This is a genomic window from Streptomyces fumanus (assembly GCF_014655295.1).
Classification (GTDB): Bacteria; Actinomycetota; Actinomycetes; order Streptomycetales; family Streptomycetaceae; genus Streptomyces; species Streptomyces fumanus.
The window spans coordinates 19,761-43,028 of record NZ_BNBI01000001.1; the positions used below are offsets into that span (position 1 = coordinate 19,761).

Annotated in this window: 19 protein-coding genes; 15 read left to right on the forward strand and 4 right to left on the reverse strand. The window is 74.7% G+C overall.

The annotated features are described in order from the left end of the window. Positions 1-127: 127 nt before the first annotated feature. The 9 genes from cobT (at position 128) to IE316_RS00140 (ending at position 12,979) form a co-directional block, all read left to right on the forward strand. Positions 128-1,249, forward strand: coding sequence for a nicotinate-nucleotide--dimethylbenzimidazole phosphoribosyltransferase (cobT, locus tag IE316_RS00100; protein ID WP_190201976.1), 1,122 nt, complete (start codon positions 128-130; stop codon positions 1,247-1,249). A 41-nt stretch (positions 1,250-1,290) separates the two neighbouring features. Further along, positions 1,291-2,067, forward strand: a complete 777-nt coding sequence (locus IE316_RS00105) for an adenosylcobinamide-GDP ribazoletransferase (protein ID WP_190201977.1) — start codon at positions 1,291-1,293, stop codon at positions 2,065-2,067. Positions 2,068-2,283: 216 nt separating this feature from the next. Next, on the forward strand, positions 2,284-3,825 hold the full coding sequence (locus IE316_RS00110) for a leucyl aminopeptidase (RefSeq protein ID WP_190201978.1): 1,542 nt from the start codon (positions 2,284-2,286) through the stop codon (positions 3,823-3,825). Positions 3,826-4,123: 298 nt separating this feature from the next. Further along, on the forward strand, positions 4,124-5,512 hold the full coding sequence (gene lpdA, locus IE316_RS00115; RefSeq protein WP_190201979.1) for a dihydrolipoyl dehydrogenase: 1,389 nt from the start codon (positions 4,124-4,126) through the stop codon (positions 5,510-5,512). Positions 5,513-5,574: 62 nt separating this feature from the next. Further along, positions 5,575-7,422: a 2-oxoglutarate dehydrogenase, E2 component, dihydrolipoamide succinyltransferase gene (gene sucB / locus IE316_RS00120; protein ID WP_190201980.1), complete on the forward strand. Its 1,848-nt coding sequence runs from the start codon at positions 5,575-5,577 to the stop codon at positions 7,420-7,422. 199 nt (positions 7,423-7,621) lie between these two features. Beyond that, a complete protein-coding gene (locus tag IE316_RS00125) occupies positions 7,622-8,245 on the forward strand; it encodes a GntR family transcriptional regulator (protein ID WP_190201981.1) in 624 nt (207 codons plus the stop codon). A gap of 354 nt (positions 8,246-8,599) precedes the next feature. Further along, positions 8,600-11,311 carry a pyruvate dehydrogenase (acetyl-transferring), homodimeric type gene (gene aceE / locus IE316_RS00130; RefSeq protein ID WP_190201982.1) on the forward strand — a complete coding sequence of 904 codons (2,712 nt, stop codon included), beginning with the start codon at positions 8,600-8,602 and terminating at the stop codon, positions 11,309-11,311. 69 nt (positions 11,312-11,380) lie between these two features. Next, positions 11,381-12,364: a helix-turn-helix transcriptional regulator gene (locus tag IE316_RS00135; protein WP_190201983.1), complete on the forward strand. Its 984-nt coding sequence runs from the start codon at positions 11,381-11,383 to the stop codon at positions 12,362-12,364. Between the two features lie 93 nt (positions 12,365-12,457). Continuing rightward, a complete protein-coding gene (locus IE316_RS00140; protein WP_190201984.1) occupies positions 12,458-12,979 on the forward strand; it encodes a DUF4240 domain-containing protein in 522 nt (173 codons plus the stop codon). 77 nt (positions 12,980-13,056) lie between these two features. On the opposite strand, the gene IE316_RS00145 is transcribed toward IE316_RS00140, so the two are convergent. Together IE316_RS00145 and IE316_RS00150 are read right to left on the reverse strand one after the other, a co-directional pair. Next, positions 13,057-13,329: a hypothetical protein gene (locus tag IE316_RS00145; protein ID WP_190201985.1), complete on the reverse strand. Its 273-nt coding sequence runs from the start codon at positions 13,327-13,329 to the stop codon at positions 13,057-13,059. Continuing rightward, on the reverse strand, positions 13,326-14,216 hold the full coding sequence (locus tag IE316_RS00150; RefSeq protein ID WP_190201986.1) for a peptidoglycan recognition protein family protein: 891 nt from the start codon (positions 14,214-14,216) through the stop codon (positions 13,326-13,328). The genes IE316_RS00145 and IE316_RS00150 overlap by 4 nt, the downstream gene beginning before the upstream one ends. A gap of 153 nt (positions 14,217-14,369) precedes the next feature. Between IE316_RS00150 and IE316_RS00155 the strand changes: the two genes are divergently transcribed. Then, complete coding sequence (locus tag IE316_RS00155) at positions 14,370-15,554, forward strand: MarP family serine protease (protein WP_190201987.1); 1,185 nt, start codon at positions 14,370-14,372, stop codon at positions 15,552-15,554. Between the two features lie 7 nt (positions 15,555-15,561). Here the strand turns inward: IE316_RS00155 and IE316_RS00160 are convergent, their stop codons facing one another. After that, positions 15,562-16,050 carry a GNAT family N-acetyltransferase gene (locus IE316_RS00160; protein ID WP_190201988.1) on the reverse strand — a complete coding sequence of 163 codons (489 nt, stop codon included), beginning with the start codon at positions 16,048-16,050 and terminating at the stop codon, positions 15,562-15,564. Positions 16,051-16,121: 71 nt separating this feature from the next. On the opposite strand from IE316_RS00160, the gene IE316_RS00165 reads away from it, so the two are divergent. Together IE316_RS00165 and IE316_RS00170 are read left to right on the forward strand one after the other, a co-directional pair. After that, positions 16,122-17,030 (forward strand): TIGR01777 family oxidoreductase, encoded by a 909-nt coding sequence (locus IE316_RS00165; protein WP_190201989.1) that lies wholly within the window; start codon positions 16,122-16,124, stop codon positions 17,028-17,030. A 588-nt stretch (positions 17,031-17,618) separates the two neighbouring features. After that, positions 17,619-19,067, forward strand: a complete 1,449-nt coding sequence (locus tag IE316_RS00170) for an NAD(P)/FAD-dependent oxidoreductase (protein ID WP_190201990.1) — start codon at positions 17,619-17,621, stop codon at positions 19,065-19,067. A gap of 60 nt (positions 19,068-19,127) precedes the next feature. Here IE316_RS00170 and IE316_RS00175 read toward each other — a convergent pair whose 3' ends face one another. Then, positions 19,128-20,591 carry an NsdA family TPR-like regulatory protein gene (locus IE316_RS00175; RefSeq protein WP_190201991.1) on the reverse strand — a complete coding sequence of 488 codons (1,464 nt, stop codon included), beginning with the start codon at positions 20,589-20,591 and terminating at the stop codon, positions 19,128-19,130. Positions 20,592-20,844: 253 nt separating this feature from the next. Here IE316_RS00175 and lipB point away from each other — a divergent pair, with 253 nt between their 5' ends. The 3 genes from lipB (at position 20,845) to IE316_RS00190 (ending at position 23,214) form a co-directional block, all read left to right on the forward strand. Then, positions 20,845-21,663 (forward strand): lipoyl(octanoyl) transferase LipB, encoded by an 819-nt coding sequence (gene lipB / locus IE316_RS00180; RefSeq protein ID WP_190201992.1) that lies wholly within the window; start codon positions 20,845-20,847, stop codon positions 21,661-21,663. Between the two features lie 119 nt (positions 21,664-21,782). Then, the gene (gene lipA, locus IE316_RS00185) at positions 21,783-22,748 is read left to right on the forward strand and encodes a lipoyl synthase (RefSeq protein WP_190201993.1); all 966 of its coding nucleotides are present in this window, start codon (positions 21,783-21,785) and stop codon (positions 22,746-22,748) included. A gap of 265 nt (positions 22,749-23,013) precedes the next feature. Beyond that, on the forward strand, positions 23,014-23,214 hold the full coding sequence (locus IE316_RS00190; RefSeq protein ID WP_190201994.1) for an SCO2195 family GlnR-regulated protein: 201 nt from the start codon (positions 23,014-23,016) through the stop codon (positions 23,212-23,214). The last annotated feature ends 54 nt before the right edge of the window (positions 23,215-23,268 follow it).

The following is a 23,268-nucleotide window of genomic DNA, read 5'->3' on the forward strand; positions in this document are numbered from 1 at the left end:
CGGACGTACGACATTCCCTGTCAAAACGGAACGTATGGGATACCGGTGGTGGGTGCAACGACGGCGCTCGGGGGCGGCCGGGACGGGTCCTCGGCCGGGTCCGGCGACGGCCGGTACTGTTCGGCGAATGAGCTCGCTGAATCTCGACGACTTCACCGATCTGATCGAGCGCCCGGACGGCGGGGTCCGCCGCGCCGCCGAGGCGCGCCGGGAGCGTCAGGTCGTGCCGCCCGGGTCGCTGGGCCGGCTGGACGACCTGGGTGAGTGGCTGGCGGCGGCCCAGGCCGCCGTGCCGGTGCGGCCGGTCGAACGGCCGCGGGTGGTGCTCTTCGCCGGTGACCACAAGGTCGCCGAGCTGGGCGTCTCGGCCCGTCCGGCGGGCAGCGCCGGGGAGCTGGTGCGCGCGGTGCTGGAGGGCGGGCGGCCGGTGTCCGTGCTGGCCCGGCAACTGGGCGTGCCGGTGCGGGTCGTCGACATGGCGCTGGACTGCGACCCGGGCACGCTCCCCGCCGAGGTGGTACGGCACCGGGTGCGGCGCGGCGGCGGGCGGATCGACGTCGAGGACGCGCTGACCCTGGAGGAGGCCGAGGCGGCCTTCCGGGCGGGGGTCGCGGTCGCCGACGAGGAGGCCGACTCCGGCACCGACCTGGTGGTCCTCGGCGATGTGAGCGTCGGCGGCACCACGGCGGCGGGCGTGCTGGTGGCGGCGCTGTGCGGGACCGACGCGTCGGTGGTCACCGGGCGCGGCGGGCTGGCCATCGACGACCTGGCCTGGATGCGCAAGTGCGCGGCGATCCGGGACGCGCTGCGCCGGGCCCGTCCGGTCCTCGGCGACCAGCTCCGGCTGCTGGCGACGGTGGGCGGCGCCGACCTCACGGCGATGACCGGCTTCCTGCTGCAGAGCGCGGTGCGGAAGATGCCGGTGATCCTGGACGGGGTGGTGACGGCCGCCTGCGCGCTGGTCGGCCAGCGGATCGCGTTCCGCGCCCCGGACTGGTGGCTCGCGGCCCACGACAGCGGGGAGCCCGGCCAGGCCAAGGCCCTGGACCGGATGGCCCTGGAGCCCCTGCTCGCCCAGGGCGTACGCGTCGGCGAGGGCACCGGCGGTCTGCTCGCCCTCCCCCTGGTCCAGGCGGCGGCGTCCCTGGCGGCGGACCTCCCGGCCCGCCCGGAGGACCCGGAGAACCCGGAGAACGCCGAGGCCGCCGAGGGCGCGGAGCAGCCGGCCGGCTCCGGCGAGGGGGCGTAGGCGGCGCCGTCCGGGAAACGGCCGGCGGGTAGTCTGCGCCGGTGTTCAGGTCTGTTTCCGACGGTCTCCGTTTCGCGTTCGGCACGCTCACCGTGTTCCCCGTCCGGGTGACCCGCTGGGACCGGGCGGCCGCCCGCGCTGGCATGGTGTGCGCGCCGCTCGCCGGGCTGGCCGTCGGCGCCTGCGCCGCGGTCGTCGGGGCGCCGCTGCTGCTCGGCGCGGGCCCGCTGCTCGCCGCCGTCGCCACCGTCGCCGTACCGGCGGTGCTCACCCGGGGGCTGCACCTGGACGGGCTGGCCGACACCGCGGACGGCCTGGGCAGCGGCAAGCCGGCCGGGGACGCGCTGCGGATCATGAAGCAGTCGGACATCGGGCCGTTCGGCGTGCTCGCCCTCGTGCTGGTGCTGCTCGCCCAGGTGGCCGCGCTGGCCCGGGCGTACGAGGACTCCTGGGCCCGGGGCGCGGTGGCCGCCGTGGTGTCGGCCGCCGCCGCCCGCCTCGCGCTCACTCTCGCCGCCCGCACCGGTGTGCCGGCCGCCCGCCCGGAGGGGCTCGGCGCGGCGGTCGCCGGGACCGTCCCGGTCCGGGCGGCACTGGCCGTCGCCGCCGCCGTCACCGCGCTCGCCGCGGCGGCGGGCGCGCTCCTCGGCCCGTCCGCCGCCGCCCGTGCCGCCCTGGCCGTGCTCTGCGCCCTGGCCGGCGCCGAACTGCTGCTCCGGCACTGCCGGCGCCGTCTCGGCGGCGTCACCGGCGATGTCTTCGGCGGACTCGCGGAGACGGCGGCCACGGCGGCGCTGGTGGTCCTCGCCCTCGGCTGACCGGCCGGTCCCCGTGCGCGGGCATGAGGGACGGGGCCCGGCGAGCGTAGGCTCGTGCCGGGCTTTCGCCCGCCCAGGTGGAGACCGCATCGCAGGAGGGATCTAGGGTCGGTTGTCGGGCCCGGTCGACCCACCGCATTCGGCCACACACCGGCACTTCACCGGAACACAACCGGCACTTCACCGGAATTCATACGGAAGCGAGATTTCACCACCGTGACTGCTCTCACTCTCAGCACCTCCGCGGCGCCCGGCCTGCGGGCCGACGCGATCGTGATCGGGGTCGCCAAGGGCACCGCGTCCCGCGCCAAGGACGGCCTGGTCCTCGCGCCCGGCGCCGAGGCCGTGGACAAGGCGTACGACGGCGGGCTGGCCGGCGTCCTGGAGACCCTCGGCGCGTCCGGTGCCGAGGGCGAGGTGACGAAGCTGCCGGCCCCGGCCGGTTTCAAGGCGCCGCTCGTGGTGGCGGTGGGCCTGGGCACCGCGCCCGAGAAGGACGCCGGGTACGACGGCGAGGCGCTGCGCAAGGCCGCCGGTGCCGCCGCCCGCGTGCTGACCGGGGCCAAGAAGGCCGGGTTCGCGCTGCCGCTGGCCGACGCCGCCGACGCCGGTGCCGTGGGCGAGGGCGTGCTGCTGGGCGCGTACGTCTTCGACGCCTACAAGGAGACCGGCAAGGACGCCAAGGCCAGGAACGGCAAGGCGCCGCTGGCCGAGGCCGTGCTGCTCGGCGGCAAGCCCCGCGACAAGGCGTACAAGGCCGCGGTCGAGCGTGCCGTGGCCGTCGCCGAGGAGCTGAACCGGGCCCGCGACCTGGTCAACACCCCGCCGAACGACCTCGACCCCGAGGCGTTCGCGGCGATCGCGCAGGCCGCCGCCAAGGAGCACGGCATCAAGGTGCAGGTGCTCGACGAGAAGGCGCTCACCAAGGGCGGCTACGGCGGCATCCTCGGCGTCGGCGCCGGTTCGGCGTCCGGGCCGCGGCTGGTGAAGCTGTCGTACACCTCGTCCAAGGCGAAGAAGTCCCTGGCCTTCGTCGGCAAGGGCATCACCTACGACTCGGGCGGCATCTCGCTCAAGCCCGCCGGGCACAACGAGACGATGAAGTGCGACATGGCCGGCGCCGCCGCCGTGTTCGCCGCGGTGGTCGCCGCCGCGCGGCTCGGCCTGGAGGTCAACGTCACCGGCTGGCTGGCGCTGGCCGAGAACATGCCCTCCGGTTCCGCCACCCGTCCGGGTGATGTGCTGCGCATGTACAGCGGCAAGACGGTGGAGGTCCTCAACACCGACGCCGAGGGCCGTCTCGTCCTCGCCGACGCGCTGTGGGCGGCCTCGCAGGAGCAGCCGGACGCGATCGTGGACGTGGCCACGCTGACCGGCGCGATGATGCTGGCGCTGGGCAGCCGGACGTTCGGGATCATGGCCAACGACGACGCGTTCCGCACCGCGGTGCACGAGGCGGCCGAGGAGGTCGGCGAGCCGGCCTGGCCGATGCCGCTGCCGGAGCACCTGCGCAAGGGCATGGACTCCCCGGTCGCCGACATCGCCAACATGGGCGAGCGGATGGGCGGCGGGCTGGTGGCCGGCCTGTTCCTGCGGGAGTTCGTGGGCGAGGGCATCGCCTGGGCGCACCTGGACATCGCGGGGCCGGCGTTCAACGAGAGCGGGCCGTTCGGGTACACGCCGAAGGGCGGCACGGGGACGGCGGTGCGGACGCTGGTGCGGCTGGCCGAGTTGACGGCCGCGGGTGATCTCGGCTAGGACGCCCGAGGGGCCGGGGGTGCGGGTGATCGGGCGAGTGCGGGTCCGCTGTGGCTCGTCGCGCCCACGCGGCGGAGCCGCGGATCGGACACAGCCCCGCGCCCCTGAAGGCCCCGGGGGGCGGGAACGTGCTGCGTCTCACACACCGGCCCGGCGTCTCGTCGGGGGTCCGCAGGTGCGAAGATGGGGCTCGGCAGGACAGGGCCCCACCTAAGGGCCGAAGAACGAGCGGCCGGACACCAGCCGCCTGCCGGTCAGCGAAGACCGGCGTACGGCGCACATGCATGGAGGACGTGACGTGGCGAACGACGCCAGCACCGTTTTCGACCTAGTGATCCTCGGCGGTGGTAGCGGTGGTTACGCCGCGGCCCTGCGCGGGGCGCAGCTTGGTCTGGACGTCGCCCTGATCGAGAAGGGCAAGGTCGGCGGCACCTGCCTGCACAACGGCTGCATCCCCACCAAGGCGCTGCTGCACGCCGGTGAGATCGCCGACCAGGCCCGCGAGAGCGAGCAGTTCGGTGTCAAGGCCACCTTCGAGGGCATCGACATCGCGGCGGTCCACAAGTACAAGGACGATGTGATCTCCGGGCTCTACAAGGGCCTGCAGGGTCTGATCGCCTCCCGCAAGGTGACGTACATCGAGGGTGAGGGCAAGCTGTCCTCGCCCACCTCGGTCGACGTGAACGGCCAGCGCGTCCAGGGCCGCCACGTCCTGCTGGCGACCGGCTCGGTGCCGAAGTCGCTGCCCGGTCTGGAGATCGACGGCAACCGCATCCTCTCCTCCGACCACGCTCTCACCCTGGACCGCGTGCCGAAGTCCGCGATCGTCCTGGGCGGCGGTGTCATCGGCGTCGAGTTCGCCTCCGCGTGGAAGTCCTTCGGCACCGACGTCACCGTCATCGAGGGCATGAAGCACCTGGTGCCGGTGGAGGACGAGAACAGCTCCAAGCTGCTGGAGCGCGCCTTCCGCAAGCGCGGCATCAAGTTCAACCTGGGCACCTTCTTCCAGAAGGCCGAGTACACCCAGGACGGTGTCAAGGTCACCCTCGCCGACGGCAAGGAGTTCGAGGCGGAGATCCTCCTCGTCGCCGTCGGCCGCGGCCCGGTCTCGCAGGGCCTGGGCTACGAGGAGGCCGGGGTCGCCATGGACCGCGGTTACGTCCTGGTCGACGAGTACATGCGGACCAACGTGCCGACCATCTCCGCCGTCGGCGACCTGGTCCCCACGCTCCAGCTCGCGCACGTCGGCTTCGCCGAGGGCATCCTGGTGGCGGAGCGGCTGGCCGGTCTGAAGGTCGTCCCGATCGACTACGACGGCGTCCCCCGGGTGACGTACTGCCACCCCGAGGTCGCCTCCGTCGGCATCACCGAGGCCAAGGCCAAGGAGGTGTACGGCGCGGACAAGGTCGTCTCCATCAAGTTCCCGCTCGGCGGCAACGGCAAGAGCCGCATCCTGAAGACCGCGGGCGAGATCAAGCTGGTCCAGGTCAAGGACGGCGCCGTGGTCGGCGTGCACATGGTGGGCGACCGCATGGGCGAGCAGGTCGGCGAGGCCCAGCTCATCTACAACTGGGAGGCGCTGCCCGCCGAGGTCGCCCAGCTCATCCACGCCCACCCGACGCAGAACGAGGCGCTCGGCGAGGCCCACCTGGCCCTGGCCGGCAAGCCCCTGCACATGCACGACTGACGCCTTCGGTCATCGGGCGCGACGACACAGACTTCCGCAATTCGTTAGGAGCAACCGAAACCATGGCGGTTTCCGTAACCCTTCCGGCGCTCGGCGAGAGCGTCACCGAGGGCACCGTCACCCGCTGGCTGAAGGCCGAGGGTGAGCGCGTCGAGGCCGACGAGCCGCTGCTCGAGGTCTCGACCGACAAGGTCGACACCGAGATCCCGGCCCCCGCCTCCGGCGTGCTGTCCTCCATCAAGGTCGCCGAGGACGAGACGGTCGAGGTCGGTGCCGAGCTGGCGCTGATCGACGACGGTTCCGGCGCCCCGGCGGCGGAGCAGGCCCCGCAGGCCGAGCAGGTCGCCGAGCCGGCCCCCGAGCCGGCGCCGGCCGCCCCCTCCACCGAGCAGGCCGCCCCGGCGCCCGCTCCCACCGCCGAGGCCAGCTCCGGCGGCGGCTCCGCCGAGGGCACGGACGTGGTCCTGCCCGCGCTCGGCGAGTCCGTCACCGAGGGCACCGTCACCCGCTGGCTGAAGTCGGTCGGTGACACCGTCGAGGCCGACGAGCCGCTGCTGGAGGTCTCCACCGACAAGGTCGACACCGAGATCCCGGCGCCCGCCTCGGGCACGCTGCTGGAGATCGTGGTCGGCGAGGACGAGACCGCCGAGGTCGGCGCCAAGCTCGCCGTCATCGGCGAGGCGGGTGCCGCCCAGGCCGCCGCCCCGGCCGCCCCCGCGGCCCCGGCCCAGCCCGAGCCCGCCCCGGCCCCGGCCGCCCCCGCGCAGCCCGAGCCGGCCCCGGCCCCGCAGGCCCAGGCCCCGGCCCAGCCGGCGCCCGCCCCGCAGCAGCAGGCCGCCCCGCAGGCGCCGACGGCTCCGGCCCCGCAGCAGCAGGAGACCCCGGCTCCCGAGCCGGTCCCCTCCGCTCCGGCGCCCGCCCCGGCTCCGGCGCCGGCCGCCCAGGCTCCGGCCCCGGCCGCCGCCAAGCCGGCCGACGACGGTGCCTACGTCACCCCGCTGGTACGCAAGCTCGCCGCCGAGAACGGCGTCGACCTGTCCACCGTCTCGGGCACCGGCGTCGGCGGCCGGATCCGCAAGCAGGACGTCATCGCCGCCGCCGAGGCCGCGAAGGCCGCCACCGCCGCCCCGGCGCCGGCCGCCGCCGCTGCCCCGGCCGCCAAGAAGGCGCCGGCGCTGGAGGCGTCGCCGCTGCGCGGCCAGACCGTGAAGATGCCGCGCATCCGCAAGGTCATCGGCGACAACATGGTCAAGGCGCTGCACGAGCAGGCGCAGTTGTCCTCGGTCGTCGAGGTCGACGTCACCCGGCTGATGAAGCTGCGCGCCCGGGCCAAGGACGCGTTCGCGGCCCGCGAGGGCGTCAAGCTCTCCCCGATGCCGTTCTTCGTCAAGGCCGCGGCCCAGGCGCTGAAGGCCCACCCGGCCATCAACGCCAAGATCAACGAGGCCGAGGGGACCATCACCTACTTCGACACCGAGAACATCGGTATCGCGGTGGACTCCGAGAAGGGCCTGATGACCCCGGTCATCAAGCACGCCGGTGACCTGAACCTCGCCGGTATCGCCAAGGCCACGGCCGAGCTGGCGGGCAAGGTCCGGGCCAGCAAGATCACCCCGGACGAGCTGTCCGGCGCGACCTTCACCATCTCCAACACCGGTTCGCGCGGCGCGCTGTTCGACACGATCATCGTGCCGCCGGGCCAGGTCGCGATCCTCGGCATCGGCGCCACGGTCAAGCGCCCCGCCGTGATCGAGACGGAGGAGGGCACGGCCATCGGCGTCCGCGACATGACGTACCTGACCCTGTCCTACGACCACCGCCTGGTGGACGGTGCCGACGCCGCGCGTTACCTGACCGCGGTCAAGGCCATCCTGGAGGCGGGCGAGTTCGAGGTCGAGCTGGGCCTCTGACCGTCACGGTCCCCGCGGCGCCCCCGTCCGGAGCTTTCCGGGCGGGGGCGCCGTCGTCGGTCGCCGTGCCCGCGTGTAAGCCTCGTCTCACCTGCGCGAAAGCCCCCGTATGCGCCCTTCCGCCGGAGGCCGGCAGCCGTATTGTCTAAACGTCAACGCCCCAGGGGGCCGGAACGGGCCCCTCCCTAAGGAGCCCTTCATGACCGCGCCCGTCGTCCACTCGCTGCGCGAGCAGATCCGCGAGCACATCCTGGAGGGGATCATCAGCGGGCGCTGGCAGCCGGGCGAGCGGATCGTGGAGCGGCGGATCGCCACCGAGCTGGAGGTCAGCCAGACGCCGGTACGGGAGGCGCTGCGCGAGCTGGAGTCGCTGCGGCTGATCGAGTCGGCGCCGAACAAGGGCGTACGGGTGCGGAATCTGACCGCCGCGGACCTGGAGGAGAGCTATCCGGTCCGGGCCGGTCTGGAGGCGATCGCGGCGGAGCTGGCGGCGGCGAAGCTGGCCGAGGACTGCTCGGCCCTGGAGCCGCACGTCGGGGCGCTGTACGAGGCCGACCGGATGGCCGACGGGACGGCGCAGGTCCGGCACACGGTCGGGTTCCACCGGGAGCTGGTGCGGGCGGCGGGCAACTCGGTGTTGCTGCACACGTGGGAGGGGCTAGGGATCGAGGTTTTCACGGCGCTGTCGATCCGGTGGCTGGGGACGGTGCAGCAGTCGTACGCGGAGGAGCACGAGGAGCTGGTCGCCGCGTTCAAGCGGCGCGATCCTCGGATCGCCGACCTGGTCAAGTCGCATGTCCTCGGGTGCGCGCCCCGGGCCTGACGGGAGTTTCTCGCCCCCGCCGCCCCTACCCTTCCCGTCCCTGGGGGCTGCGCCCCCAGACCCCCCTTTTTTTGCGCAGTTCCCCGCGCCCCTGGAGGGGCGCGGGGAACTGCGCGACCAGCCACGACGCGCCCGCACCCGAAACGTCGGCTCACCTGGGCAAACCGTCACCCCGTGCCACCGTCGGAGACACCCCGTGCCGACTTTCTCGTGATCAAGGGATTTTCCCTCTCCACCCTTTGATCGATCATCGATCAGCGAGTTACAGTCACCGACGGGCTCCCACCGGGGCCCCACGCCCTGTCCTGCCAAAGACACAAGGGCACCCCCCCTTCGACTGAGGAAGGCGGCGACATGACCGACCCCTACGCCATCCAGCCGAGCGCGCTCGACCAGCTCCCCGACCGGGACCCGGAGGAGACCGCCGAGTGGCAGGCTTCCCTGGACGCCGTCGCCAAGGCGGCCGGGCCGCACCGTGCCGCGTACCTGATGCGGCGCACGCTGGAGCGTGCCGAGGGAGCCGGCGTCGCACTGCCGAAGCTCCTCGAGACGGACTACGTCAACACCATCCCCACCTCCGCCGAGCCGGCCATCGACGGCGACGAGGAGCTGGAGGCCCGGATCACCGCCTGGAACCGCTGGAACGCGGCGGCGATGGTGACCCGCGGCAGCAAATACGGCGTCGGCGGCCACATCGCCACCTTCGCCTCCGCGGCCTGGCTCTACGAGACCGGCTTCAACCACTTCTTCAAGGGCAAGGAATCCCCGGAGGCCGCCGGCTCCGGCGACCAGCTCTACATCCAGGGCCACGCCTCCCCCGGCATCTACGCCCGCGCCTTCCTCGACGGCCGGCTGACCGAGGACCACCTCGACAACTTCCGCCGCGAGTCCGGCGGCAACGGCCTGCCCTCCTACCCGCACCCCCGGCGGCTGCCCTGGCTGTGGGAGTTCCCCACCGTCTCCATGGGCCTGGGCCCGCTCTCCGCGATCTACCAGGCGCGGTTCAACCGCTACCTGACCGCCCGCGGCATCAAGGACACCTCCGCCTCGCACGTGTGGGCGTTCCTCGGCGACGGCGAGATGGACGAGCCGGAGTCGACGGCGGCGCTCGCGCTCGCCTCCCGCGAGGGCCTGGACAACCTGACCTTCGTCATCAACTGCAACCTGCAGCGCCTGGACGGCCCGGTCCGCGCCAACTTCAAGATCGTGCAGGAGCTGGAGGCCCAGTTCCGCGGCGCCGGCTGGAACGTCGTCAAGACGCTGTGGGGCACCGCCTGGGACGAGCTGTTCCAGCTCGACACCACGGGCGCGCTGGTACGCCGGCTGCGCGAGGTACCCGACGCGCAGGTCCAGACGTACCAGACCCGCGACGCGGCCTACATCCGCCAGGACTTCTTCGGCGCCGACCCGGCGCTGGTGGAGATGGCGAAGCTGATCGGCGACGACAAGATCCTCGAGTGTTTCCACACCTCGCGCGGCGGCCACGAGGCCCGCAAGGTGTACGCCGCGTACCGCGCGGCGCTCGCCCACAAGGGCGCGCCGACGGTGATCCTGGCGCAGACCGTCAAGGGCCACACCCTCGGTGAGGGCTTCGCCTCGAAGAACGCCAACCACCAGATGAAGAAGCTGACGGTGGACGAGTTCAAGGCGATGCGCGACCGCCTCGACCTGCCCATCAAGGACAGCGACTTCGTCGACGGCGTGGTCCCCTACGGCCACCCGGGCGCCGACTCCCCCGAGGTCCGCTACCTCCAGGAGCGCCGCGCCGCCCTCGGCGGTCCGGCCCCGGCCCGCCGTACCCACCCGCTGCCCGCGCTGCCCGCCCCGGCCGAGAAGGCGTTCACCGCCTTCGACAAGGGCTCCGGCTCGCAGAACGTGGCGACCACCATGGCCTTCGTCCGCCTGGTCAAGGACCTGGTCCGGGACAAGGAGACCGGCAGGCGCTGGGTGCCGATCGTCCCCGACGAGGCGCGCACCTTCGGCATGGAGAGCCTCTTCCCGTCCCTGGGGATCTACTCCCCCAAGGGCCAGACGTACGAGCCGGTCGACCGTGACCAGCTCATGTACTACAAGGAAGCCGAGAACGGCCAGATCCTCAACGAGGGGATCACCGAGGCCGGTTCGATGGCCGACTTCATCGCCGCCTCCACGTCGTACGCGACGCACGGCGAGGCGATGATCCCGTTCTACATCTTCTACTCGATGTTCGGCTGGCAGCGCACGGCCGACCAGATGTGGCAGCTCGGCGACCAGCTCGGCCGCGGCTTCCTCATCGGCGCCACCGCCGGCCGCACCACGCTGACCGGCGAGGGCCTCCAGCACGCCGACGGCCACACCCCGGTGATCGCCGCGACCAACCCGGCGGCGCTGACGTACGACCCGGCGTTCGCCTACGAGATCGCCGTCATCGTCAAGGAGGGCCTGCGCCGGATGTACGGCGAGGCCAAGCCGGGCGAGGACCAGAACGTCTTCTACTACCTGACGGTCTACAACGAGCCGCTGCCGCAGCCCGCCAAGCCGGCCGGCCTCGGCATCGACGAGGGCATCGTCAAGGGCCTGTATCGCTTCAACACCGCGGAGTCCGCGGGCCTGACCCCGGCGGCGAACGCCCCGCGGATCCAGCTCATGGGTTCGGGTACGGCGATCCACTGGGCGCTGAAGGCGCAGAAGCTGCTCGCCGAGGAGTGGGGCGTGGCCGCCGACGTGTGGTCCGCGACCTCCTGGACCGAGCTGCGCCGGGACGCGATGGAGGCCGACGCGGCGCTGCTGCGCGGCGAGGACCGGGTGCCGTACGTGCGGCAGGCGCTGCAGGGCGCCGAGGGCCCGGTGCTGGCGGTCTCCGACTACATGCGCCAGGTCCCGGACCAGATCGCGCAGTGGGTGGAGCAGGACTGGTCCTCGCTGGGCGCCGACGGCTTCGGCCTGTCGGACACCCGTGAGGACGCCCGCCGCCACTTCGGTGTCGACGCCGAGTCCGTGGTCGTCGCGGCGCTGGCCGCACTGGCCCGGCGCGGCGAGGTGAAGGCGACCGCCGTGAAGGAGGCGCGCGAGCGCTACGGCCTGTGACCGCCGGTTCGTTAAGGAGGCCCCCGTCGTCCGGCGGGGGCCTTCCGCGTTTCCTGCATGATGTGGGCCATGCGTGCTGCCCGCCTCATCAAGATGGTGCTGTTGCTCCAGTCCCGGCCCTCGATGACCGCCGCCGAGCTGGCCCGGGAGCTGGAGGTGTCCGAGCGGACCGTCACCCGGGACGCGCAGGCCCTGTCGGAGGCGGGTGTGCCGGTGTACGCGGACCGGGGCCGGGCCGGCGGGTACCGGCTGATCGGCGGGTACCGGACCCGGCTGACGGGGCTGGCGCGCGGCGAGGCGGAGGCGCTGTTCCTGTCGGGGGTGCCGGGGGCGCTGCGCGACATGGGCCTGGCGGACGCGGCGTCGGCGGCCCGGCTGAAGGTGTCGGCGGCGCTGCTGCCGTCCCTGCGGGACGCCTCCCGGACGGCGGCGCAGCGGTTCCACCTGGACGCGCCGGGCTGGTTCACCGAGCCGGAGACGCCCGAGCTGCTGCCGGCGGTGGCGGAGGCGGTCTGGGACGACCGGCGGATCACCGCCCGCTACCGGCGCGGCGAGCGCGAGGTCGAGCGGGAGCTGGAGCCGTACGGGCTGGTGCTGAAGGCGGGGGTCTGGTACCTGTGCGCGCGGGTCGCGCGGGCCGCGGGCGAGGGGGCCTTCCGGGTCTACCGGATCGACCGGTTCCGCTCGGTGGCGGCGGACGGGGAGCGGTTCGCCCGGGACGAGGAGTTCGACCTGCCCGGGTTCTGGGCGGAGCGGGCGGAGCAGTTCGCGCTGTCGATCCTGCGCGCCGAGGTGGTCCTGCGGCTCTCCCCCGAGGGCGTACGGCTCCTGCCGTACGCCGTGGATCCGCCGGCGGCGCGGCGGGCGCTGGACGCGGCGGGCCCGCCCGGCCCGGACGGGTGGCTGACGGTGACGCTGCCGGTGGAGTCGGCGGAGGTCGCCCACAGCCAGCTCCGCGCGCTCGGCCCGGAGGCGGAGGTGCTGGCCCCGGAGGAACTGCGCACCCGGTTCGCGGCGGACGCGCGGAACCTGGCCGCGCTGTACGAGAGGTGACGCGCGCCGGGGCGTGCGAGTGGTCCGGCGCCGTGAGATAACGATCTGTGGGCTCCGCGTGCGCCCCACCCCTCCAGGGCCGATGCTGGACCCGTGATGGACGAGACGGAGTTCTGGGAGCTGATCGACTCCTCCCGCCGGGGCGCGGAGGGCGACCCCGAGGAGCAGGCCGACCTGCTGGTGGAGCGGCTCTGCCGACTGGACCCGGAGGCGGTCCTGGACTTCGCCCGCCACTTCGAGGCGCGGTACCAGCGCGCGTACACCTGGGATCTGTGGGGTGCCGCCTGGATCCTGCTCGGCGGCGCCGGGGACGACGCCTTCGACTTCTTCCGCTGCTGGCTGATCGGCCAGGGCCGCGAGGTCTACGAGGGCGCGGTGCACGAGCCGGACGCGCTGGCGGAGCTGCTGGACGACTTCGACGAGGAGCTCGACGGCGACGCCGAGGACCTCGGCTACGCGGCTGACGAGGCGTACGAGCAGCTCACCGGCACGGTCGCCCCCGACCTGGGGCTCGCGCCCGCGCCACCGGAGCCGGTGGGCACGCCGATCGACCTGGAGGACGACCGGGCACTGGCCGAGCGCCTTCCGCGGCTGTGGGAGCGGTTCGGGGACTGAGCCCTCCGGGGGTGGCTCGGGCGGTGGGGGGTCCTACCGTGGGTCAGTGCGGGCGGGGTGCGCGCGGTGGGGGCGTCTCACGCCGTGCTGCGGCGGGTCGGGGCCGTCGGCGGGCGGTCCTTCCGCGGGTCGGTGCGCGCGGAGTGGTACGGCGGGGTCGCGCCGGCCTCACGCGGCGAGGCCGCGTCGGACCCGTGCGGTGGGGCCGCGTTGGCGCGGTCCAGGGTGGACGCGGTGGCGGCGGCCGGGCCCAGTACCACCGCCACGGCGGCGGCCAGGGCCGTCCAGGCCCGGCGCGGTGCCCCGCCCCGGGCACGGGCGCGGGCGCGGGTGTCGCGATCGGTCGTCATGGTCCCCACCTCCGGTCGGCTGCCGGCAGCGACCGTAGGGGGCCCGCATCGGAGGAGGCTGCGCGGTCGCTGTGCCGGGCCTGTGGGCGGAGCCCGCGGTGCTGGAGGCGGGCCGCGCGCTGCCGGATCCCGGGCAGCCGGGCGCGCAGCGCGGCTCCGGGGCAGTCGGTCTGGTACCCCGCGTCGTGACCGGCGACGGCGGGCAGCGTGACGGTGGCGCCGGCGTCGTACCGGCTCAGGTCGTTGCTGGAGACCAGCCGGACCCGGCCGCGCGGGTCGGTGCCGGAGGGGCCGAGTTTCCAGGCGGCCAGCGCGGCGATCGCGTCGGTGAGCGCGTCGGGCACGGGGACGCCCGCGGTGAAGGTGCCGAGGGCGGCGATGCCGGTGGTGCGGTGGTTGAAGCCCTGGGTATGGGCGCCGGTGACGGCGCGGTCGATGCCGCCGGCCCGGCCCTCGTAGATGGTGCCGCAGCGGTCGACGACGAAGTTGTAGCCAAGGTCGTCCCAGTCCCGGGCGCCGGTCTGGCCGGTGTAGATGCCGCGCAGGATGCGGGGCACGTCGGCGCAGTCGTAGCCGTTCGGCGTGTCGGTGTGGTGGACGAAGACGGCGACGACCTCGTCGTCGTAGCGCGGGGGCGGCTGCTCGCGGCCGGCGTCGCCCAGCCAGGCGGACCGGGGGACGACGGGCGGCCGGGGGGCGGTGTGGCCGCCGGTCTCCTGGGCGGAACGGGGCCGTCCGGCGGTAGTGCGCTCGGCGCCGCCCGCGTACAGCAGCAGCCCGGCCACGGCGGCCAGCCCGGGCAGGGCGCCCAGCAGCACCAGCACGGGGACCGGCAGGCGTGCCGCACGCCGTCCCCGCGGCCCGCGCCGCCTTCGCTCCGCACCCATGTCCCCCACTCTCCGGCGGTTGCGGTCCGCCCGCGACGTGTGGGGTGCCAGCCGGTGGAACCATCGTCCCGGTCCGCGACGTTTATCCGGACGACCGCACTTCGGGGCCGCCCGCCGGGCCCGTCGCGCGGCACCGGGAGAGAGGCGGCTCGTGTGGACCTGCTCGACATCCTGCTGGCGCTGCTGGTCCTGGCCTACGCGGCGTCGGGGTACCGGCGCGGACTGGTGGCCGGCGGTGTCTCGCTCGCCGGGTTCGTGGGCGGCGCGGTGGTCGGCGTGTGGCTGCTGCCGTGGGTGATGGACCTGGTGACGCCGGGGACGACCGCGGCGACGGTGACGGCGGTGCTCACGGTGCTGGGCCCGGCGGCGCTGGGCCACGAGCTGGCGGGGCGGCTGGCGCTGAGGCTGCGGCGGGAGCTGGACGCCGGGCCGCTCAGGGTGGCCGACGGCATCGGCGGGGCGGCGGCGAACGCGGTGGCGGTGCTGGTCGTGGCGTGGGTGGCGGCGAGCGTGCTGGCGGCCTCCTCGTCGCCGCTGGTCACCTCGGCGATCCGGGACTCCCGGTTGCTGGGCGCGGTGCAGCGGGCGATGCCGGACACCACCCCGGGCTGGTTCTCGCGGGCCACCTCGGCACTGGCGGAGGCGGGGTTCCCGCAGGTCTTCAACCCCTTCGAGACGGAGTCGACGGCCGAGGTCGCCGAGCCCTCCGGGGACAGCGTCACGGCGGCGGCCGAGCGCGCGGCCACGTCGAGCACGGTCAAGGTGGAGGGCGTGGCGGGCACCCAGGGACGCGAGGGCAGCGGCTTCGTGTACGCCCGCGAGCACGTGATGACCAACGCCCATGTGGTCGCCGGGATCGACGAGCCGACCGTACGGGTGGGCGGCGTGGGGCCGGTGCGCGACGCCCGGGTGGTGCTGTTCGACCCGGAGAAGGACGTGGCCGTGCTGTACGTGCCGGGGCTGCGGGCGCCGGTCCTGCCGTTCGCCGGCGACGCCCGGCGCGGCACGGCGGCGGTGGTCGCGGGCTATCCGCAGGACGGCGACCTGGACCTCAGGGCGGCGACGGTGGCCGGCCGGGTGCGGGCCACCGGGCAGAACATCTACAGCGACGGGACGGTCACCCGGGAGATCTACTCCATACGGTCCACGGTCCGGCCGGGCAACTCCGGCGGACCGCTGTTGACCACCGACGGCCGGGTGTTCGGCGTGGTGTTCGCCCGCTCCACCTCCGACGCCGAGACGGGGTACGTACTCACGGCGGCGGAGGTCGCCCCGCAGGCGCGGCGGGCGGCCGGGGCGACGGCCCCGGTGGACACCGGCGGGCCGGTGACGGACTGACGGCGGCTCAGATCAGGGAGCGGCCCATCAGGACGTCGTCGACGTAGGTGCCGTCGAGGAGGAACTCCTCGGGCTGGACGCCCTCGACGACGAAGCCCTCGGACTCGTAGAGCTTGCGGGCGGCGGTGTTGTGGCCGAGGACGCGCAGGGTGAGGCGGCGGGCGCCCAGCTTCCGGGCCTCCTCGACGGCGGCGCGCAGCAGGGCCCGGCCGGCGCCCCGGCCGCGGGCGGCGCCGGCGACGGCGAGGCCCTGGATCTGCCGTACGTGCGCGTTGGAGGCGAGGGGGGTGGGGAAGCCGAGGCGGAGGTAGCCGACGACGGTGCCGTCCAGTTCGGCGACGAGGTGGGCCCCGGGCCCGGACCGCTCGCTGAAGAACGGGGCGTCCGGCTCCGGCTTCGGGGAGACGGCGTGCAGGTACGACCAGGTGTCGCGGTCGAGGCGGGCGAGCGCCGGCTCGTCGTCGGGCCGGGCGTGACGTATGTACGGGTCAGGCATGACGGTCACTGTACGGCGCGGCCGGCGCGGACCGGCCGGGGTTTTCCCCGCCCTCGCGGCAGGATGGGCGCATGGCTCCTTCTGCTCCTCCCTCCCGTATCGCGGTGGCCGGCGCGTCCGGTCTGATCGGCAGCGCGCTGGCGCGTTCCCTGGCGGCCGACGGACACGAGGTGGTGCGCCTGGTGCGGCGCGCGCCCCGGGAGGCGGGCGAGGTGCGGTGGGACCCCGAGCGGGGGCGGGTGGACGCGGCCGGGCTCGCGGGCTGCGCGGCGGTGGTCAACCTGGCGGGGGCCGGGATCGGGAACCGGCGCTGGACGGCGGCGTACAAGACCCGCCTGCGGGACAGCCGGATCAACGGCACGGCGGCGCTGGCCCGGGCGGTGGCCGCCCTCGACGACCCGCCGCGGGTCTTCGTCAACGGCAGCGCGATCGCCTATTACGGGGAGACCGGCGACCGCGCGGTCGACGAGCGGGCCCCGGCGGGCGAGGGGTTCCTGTCGGAGCTGTGCGTGGAGTGGGAGGCCGCGGCGGCTCCGGCCCGGGAGGCGGGCGTACGGACGGTGTTCGCCCGCACCGGGCTGGTCGTCGCCCGGGGCGGCGGGGCCTGGGGGCGGCTGTTCCCGCTGTTCCGGGCGGGGCTCGGGGGGCAACTGGGCAACGGGCGGCAGTACTGGTCGTTCATCGCGCTGCACGACGAGGTCGCGGCGCTGCGGCACCTGCTGGACCACGAGGACCTGTCCGGCCCGGTCAACCTGACCGCCCCGCACCCGCTGACCAACCGGGAGATCACCGTGGCCATGGGGCGCGTACTGCACCGCCCGGCGCCCTTCGCGGTCCCCGCGCCGGTACTGCGCGCGGTCCTGGGCGAGCTGGCCGGGGACGTGCTGGGCAGCGCCCGGATCCTGCCGACGAGGCTGCTGGAGTCCGGCTTCCGGTTCGCGTTCCCGGAGATCGACGGGGCGATCCGCGCGGCGGTCTGACCGCCGCGCGGTGTGATCACGGGCCTCGGCCGACCGGCCCCGTCCGCGACGAGGGGGTCGGCCCGCCAGCCCGCCCGCGACGAGGGCGCCCGGACCGCCCGGCCCTCCGCGGCGGCGAGGGGTCCCGAGCCGTCCGCCCGTGCTCGGGCCGCCCGCCCGCCCGCGAAAAGAGGTCTCGGCCGGCCCGCGGCGACAAGCTCCGGCCGTCCGCTTCCGGGCGGCGCTCCGGCCGTCGGCCGGGCGGCCGGCCGCGACGAGGGCCCCGGCCGGCCGCCTCGACGCGCCTCCGCCGTCCGCGACGAAGCGCTGCGGCGGCCCCCGCAAGACGCCGCGGCCGTCCCCCGCAAGGCGCCGCGCCCCGCCCGCGCAGGACGCCCCGCCCCGCCGCGGGGAGGCGCGCGGTGCGGGCGCCCGCCTCTCCCGCGCGCTCGGGGCGGGGCGTATGCGACCGCCGTGCGACCGTGCCCTGTCTCTGCGCGACTCCTCCGGACCGATCACGTCCCCCTACGCTCGGTCCGAACTCGGGTATTCCGGATGCCGGTTGGGACATGCCGTCTCCAGCGGCCGCGCAACCTCGAGGAGGGGCACGTGCTTGAGCCCACGCACCAGGCGGACGTCGTCGTGGTGGGAGCCGGGGTCGCCGGGCTCTCCGCGGCCCACCGGCTGACCGGCCAGGGGGTGTCGACGGTGGTCCTGGAGGCCGCCCCCACGGTGGGCGGCCGGATGGCGACCGAGAAGGTCGACGGCTTCCACCTCGACCTGATCGGGCCGCTGCTCCCGGTGTCCTGGCCGGAACTGCGCGACGCGCCCGGTCTCGACGGCCTCGCGCTCAGGACGTTCGCGCCGGGGGTGCTGCTGCACAGCGAGGGGCGCCACCACCGGGCGGGCGCCCCGGCGGGCGCCGGGGGCACACGGGGCGCATCGCACGTGGTACGCGCCCTGGCAAGCGCCCCCAGGGGAGTGCCGGGCCCCTGGCGTCCGGTGCCGCTGCCCGGTCGGCCCGGGGGCCCGGCCGGCGGGCTCCCCGGCCCGTTCGCCCGGGGTGCCGGGAGGCAGGCGGCGGCGTACCGGGGCCGGGTGGGGACCCCGCTGGGCACCGCCGTCGACCAGGCCCGGCTGAGCGCCGCCCTGGCCCGGTTGGCGGCGACGCCGGTCACCCGGCTGCTGGCCCGCCCGGAACTGCCCGCGGCCCGGGCGCTGACCCTGCGCGGGCTGCCCGCCCGGACGGTCGACGGCTTCCTGCGCCCGCTGCTCGCCGCCCTGCTCTGCGACCCGGACCTGATCACCTCCAGCCGGTGCGCCGACCTGGCCCTGCGGGCCTTCGCGACCGGGCAACTGGCCGTGCCGGAGGGCGGCGCGGAGGCGCTGCCGGAGCTGCTGGCGCGGACCCTGCCGCCGGGCACGGTGCGGACCGGCGTACGGGCCACGGCGGTGGCGACCAACGCGGTGACCACGGCCGAGCACGGCGTCTTCCGCTGCCGCGCGGTGCTGGTGGCCACCGGCGCGCGGGCCGCCGCCGCCCTGCTGCCGGGCCTGCGGGTGCCGGACTTCCACCCGGTGACGGTGGTCCACCACGCCGTGGACGAGCCGCCGGCCACCGGGGCGGGGCTGCTGCTCGACGCCGACCGCGGCGGCCCGGTCGCCCACACGGCGGTGGTCAGCCAGGTCGACCCGAGCCGCGCCCCGGCCGGCCGCGCGCTGGTCTCCTCCACCGTCCTCGGCCCGCCCCCGCCGGACGTCGACACCGCCGTACGGGCCCATCTGGCCCGGCTGTACGGCGCCCCGACCACACGCTGGGAGACCCTCGCGGTGCACCACACCGCCGAGGCGGTCCCGGTGATGCGCCCGCCGCACGATCCGCGCCGCCCGGTACGGCTGCTGGCGGGCCTGTACGTGTGCGGCGACCACCGGGACACCAGCACCGTCCAGGGCGCCCTGCGCTCGGCGCACCGGGCCGCGAGCGCCATCCTGGCCGACCTGGGCACCAACGGCTCGATGCACCGCGCGGACCCGCTGCCCACACCCCGCGCGGCCTGAGCCCGGCGGGGGTCCGCGGCTCCCTGAACGCGACCGGCCCCGGAACCGCACCGGGCCCGCTCACCCCAACGCGGCCACCTTGTCCCGGTAGGACCGGACCGGCGCGGCGTCCCGGTACGGCTCCAGCTTCCGCTCGAAGTCCCGTACGTACTCCACCGCCCGCACCGACCGCATGTCCGCGGCCTGCGCCGCCGCCTCCGCGCCGAGCTGGCAGGCCGCGTCCAGCTCCCCGAGCCCGAGCCGGGCCGTGGCGAGCACCACCCGGGTGAACAGCCTGCTGCGGGCGTAGCCGGCCGCCCGCAGTTGCAGGGAGCGCTCGGCGTGCTGGGCGGCGGCGCGGTACTGCTGGAGGTCGCGGTGGCAGTGCCCGAACTCGTCGGCCAGTTGCGCCTCGTCGAAGAAGCGCGCCCAGTGCGGGACCTCGTCCCCGGGGCGGGCGGTCTCCATGGTCCGCTCGGCCCGGATGAGCGCGGCGGTGCAGGCCCGCACCTCGGCGAGGACGGCGTGCCCGCGCGCCTCGCAGGCGTGCAGCAGCGTCTGCACCACGGGGGGCGCGCTGCCGCCGACCCCCTGCTGGGCGACCCGGGCGAGCTGCACCGCCTCGCGTCCGTGCCCGAGGTAGACGGCCTGCCGGCTCATGGTGGCCAGCACGTACGAGCCGTAGGCCCGGTCCCCGGCGGCCTGGGCGAGCCGCAGCGCCTGGACGAAGTAGCGCTGGGCGAGCCCGTGCGCGGCGATGTCGAAGGAGGTCCAGCCGGCCAGCCGGGTGAGGTCGGCGGCGGCGCCGAACAGGCGGCGGCCGGTCTGCTCGCCGTAGCTGCCGCGCAGCATCGGCTCCAGTTCGTGTTCGAGGTAGCGGACGAGGGCCTGGCGGGCGTGTCCGCCGCCGTACCGGTCGTCCAGGGAGCGGAACAGCTCGCCCACCGAGCGCAGCGCCGCGAGGTCGCCGGCGCTGACCCGGACGCCGGGGCCGCGTTCGACGGGTGTCCGGCGGCGGGCGGGGTCGGCGGGGGCCGGGAAGCGGGGCGCCCCGGGGCGGCCCTGCGCGGGGACGCGGGCCGGGGCCTCGATCCGGGCCACCTTGTCGTCGGGGCGGCCGATCAGCCAGTCCCGGCTGGGCACGACCAGCCCGGCCGGGGTGAAGGCGATCTTGCGCAGTTCGGCGTGGCTGCCGGAGTCCTTGCGCCACAGGCCGCTGACGATGTCGACGGCCTCCTCGGGGGTGGCGGCGAACTCCAGCCCGGCGTAGACGGGGGCGCAGGCGTCCAGGCCGAGGTCCTGAGCGGTGAGGCGGCGGCCCAGGCGCCGGGTGAAGACCTCGGCGATGAGGGCGGGGGTGGTGCCGCGGGGCTGCTGACCGCGCAGCCACCGGGTGACGGACGTCTTGTCGTATCTGAGGTCCAGGCCGTGTTCGAGACCGAGCTGGTCGACGCGACGCGCTAGACCCGCGTTGGAGAACCCGGCCTCGGCGATGAGCGCGGCGAGCTGGCGGTTGGGGGTGCGCTGCGCGGGTCGTTCCGTCATGGTGCGGTGCGGTCTCCTGCCTTCCGGGTGTTCGAACTGCCCGGATTGCCTGTGAGCAGCCCTTATGGCCGCATCGACGGCGCGAATGTAGCGGAGAGTAAGCAACCCATCACACACTTTCGACCCCATTCATCCGATCGTGTGAGGATTGCGTGCGGGCTGACGGGACGGCCGCCCGGCCGGGTCCGCGGGCCCGGTCGTACAGTGGCGTAGGCATGATTCGTGCCTTACGACGTCCAGGGAGGCGCTTGCCGTGGGTGAGTTGCGGTTCGTCCGTATGGGATTCGGTGCGGAGGCGGTCGAGTACCGGCAGGCGTGGGACGAGCAGCGCCGGGTGCACGCGGCCCGCTTCGCCGACGAGATCCCCGACACCGTGCTGCTCCTCGAACACCCGCCGGTCTACACCGCCGGCCGGCGCACGGCGGACAGCGAGCGCCCCCTCGACGGCACTCCGGTGATCGACGTGGACCGCGGCGGCAAGATCACCTGGCACGGCCCCGGCCAGCTCGTCGGCTACCCCATCCAGAAGCTCCCCCGCCCGGTGGACGTCGTCGCCCATGTGCGGCGCCTGGAGGAGGCCCTGATCCGCACCTGCGCGGAGTTCGGCCTGGAGACCACCCGGGTCGAGGGCCGCAGCGGCGTCTGGGTGCTCGGCGACCCGGTCGAGCAACGCCCCGCCCTCGGCGGCCTCTCCCTCGACTTCGACCCCCGTCTGACCGACGAGGAGTTCGACCCCCGGCTCAACGGTCCGGAGTACGCCCCCTCCAACGCGGGCCAGCGCCGCGAGGACCGCAAGATCGCCGCGATCGGCATCCGGGTCGCCAAGGGCGTGACGATGCACGGCTTCGCGCTCAACGTGAACCCGGACAACAAGTGGTTCGACCGGATCATCCCGTGCGGCATCCGGGACGCGGGCGTCGCCTCCCTGGCCGGCGAGCTCGGCCGTGACGTGACCGTCGAGGAGGTCCTGCCGGTGGTCGAGCGCCACCTGCGGGACGTCCTGGGCAACGCGGAGCCGAAGCCGCGGGAGATCGACCGCGCGCCGGTCGCCGCCGCCCCCTCCGGCGCCTGAGGGAAGGGCCCCGCGGGACCCGCGGCCGGCAGCCGCCGGCCAGGCCGATGCCCACGCCGGGCATCGGATCGACGGGCGTACCCTTGAGGACGCCGAGGAATCAACGCTAGGGAGCCGATGTGTCCGCAGTCGCACCCGACGGACGCAAGATGCTGCGCCTGGAGGTCCGCAACAGCCAGACCCCCATCGAGCGCAAGCCCGAGTGGATCAAGACCCGGGCGAAAATGGGCCCCGAGTACACCAAGATGCAGAACCTGGTGAAGGGCGAGGGCCTGCACACGGTCTGCCAGGAGGCCGGCTGCCCCAACATCTACGAGTGCTGGGAGGACCGCGAGGCGACCTTCCTCATCGGCGGTGACCAGTGCACCCGGCGCTGCGACTTCTGCCAGATCGACACCGGCAAGCCCGAGGCGCTCGACCGCGACGAGCCGCGCCGCGTGGGCGAGTCCGTGGTCACCATGGACCTGAACTACGCCACCATCACCGGCGTCGCCCGCGACGACCTGCCGGACGGCGGCGCCTGGCTGTACGCCGAGACCGTGCGCCAGATCCACCAGCAGACCGCGGACCGCGCCGAGGGCCGGACCAAGGTCGAGCTGCTGGCCCCCGACTTCAACGCGGTGCCCGAGCAGCTCGCCGAGGTCTTCGCCTCCCGCCCCGAGGTCTTCGCGCACAACGTCGAGACGGTGCCGCGGATCTTCAAGCGGATCCGCCCCGGCTTCCGCTACGAGCGCTCCCTGAAGGTCCTCACCGAGGCCCGCGACTACGGCCTGGTCACCAAGTCCAACCTGATCCTGGGCATGGGCGAGACCCGCGAGGAGGTCAGCGAGGCGCTCAAGCAGTTGCACGACGCGGGCTGCGAGCTGGTGACCATCACGCAGTACCTGCGCCCGTCGGTGCGTCACCACCCGGTGGAGCGCTGGGTGAAGCCGCACGAGTTCGTCGAGCTGAAGGAGGAGGCCGAGCAGATCGGCTTCTCCGGCGTCATGTCCGGTCCGCTGGTCCGCTCCTCCTACCGGGCCGGCCGGCTCTACCAGATGGCCGTGGAGAAGCGCGGCGCGTTCGTCGCCGCCCAGGCCGTCTGAGCCGGGGGCGCCGGCACCCGGCGCCCCCCGCGTGTGAATTCACGCACAAGAACCTACCGGCCGGTACCGGCCGGTTCGCCGCGGTCCCGACCGTCCTCGCAGATGAGGAGCCCGGTCGGGGCCGCGCCGCCGTTCCGCGCCCCGGTTCCGGGGCTTCATGGGCGTTTGACCGGTGGGTCACGTCCTGGTAACACCCTTGAGTGACGCTGGCCTCACGCCACGTACACCCTTACCCAATGCCGCTGTCCCGAGGGGGGACCTCGCCATGCAGGCCGCGCCCGTCCGCGCCACCGCCATCCCGTCGATCACCGGCGCCCTGCGCGCCGTCGAGTCGCTGCTGCTGAGCGGCGGCCAGCGCACCGCCCGCCGCAACGCCTGGACCTCCGTCCTGGAGGACCGCCGCCGGGCCAAGGACCGGGTCGAGGCCGAGCGCGTCCTGGGCCAGACCCTCTCCGCCCGCTCCTGAGCCCCCCGGGGGCCGCCGCCGACGGGCACTGCCGTCGTGGGCGCCGCGGTGGCC